The following is a 229-nucleotide window of genomic DNA, read 5'->3' on the forward strand; positions in this document are numbered from 1 at the left end:
CCTGTCATGCCTGCAATCACTGATATGATTCTGTATTTCGTCAGGTACACCTTCCTTATCTCCTTTTTGGATATACCTATTGCTTTCATGACACCAATTTCTCTAACATCCTCATCAATCGTGGCCAGAAACGTAAGCCTGATACATAGAAAAGCAATCACAACCATCAGCATACTGATAAGGATGATCACCATCGCCACGGCTGCATCTGAGAGCGCATTAATAGCAA

1 protein-coding gene is annotated in these 229 nt (G+C 42.4%); it reads right to left on the bottom strand.

What is annotated here, in order from left to right; translation table 11 throughout:
• Positions 1-229 (bottom strand): FtsX-like permease family protein (locus CHH91_RS19260; RefSeq protein ID WP_141234264.1); only part of this gene is annotated, 229 nt, incomplete at both ends.

It is taken from the genome of Virgibacillus sp. 7505 (assembly GCF_002272135.1).
GTDB lineage: Bacteria > Bacillota > Bacilli > Bacillales > Amphibacillaceae > Terribacillus.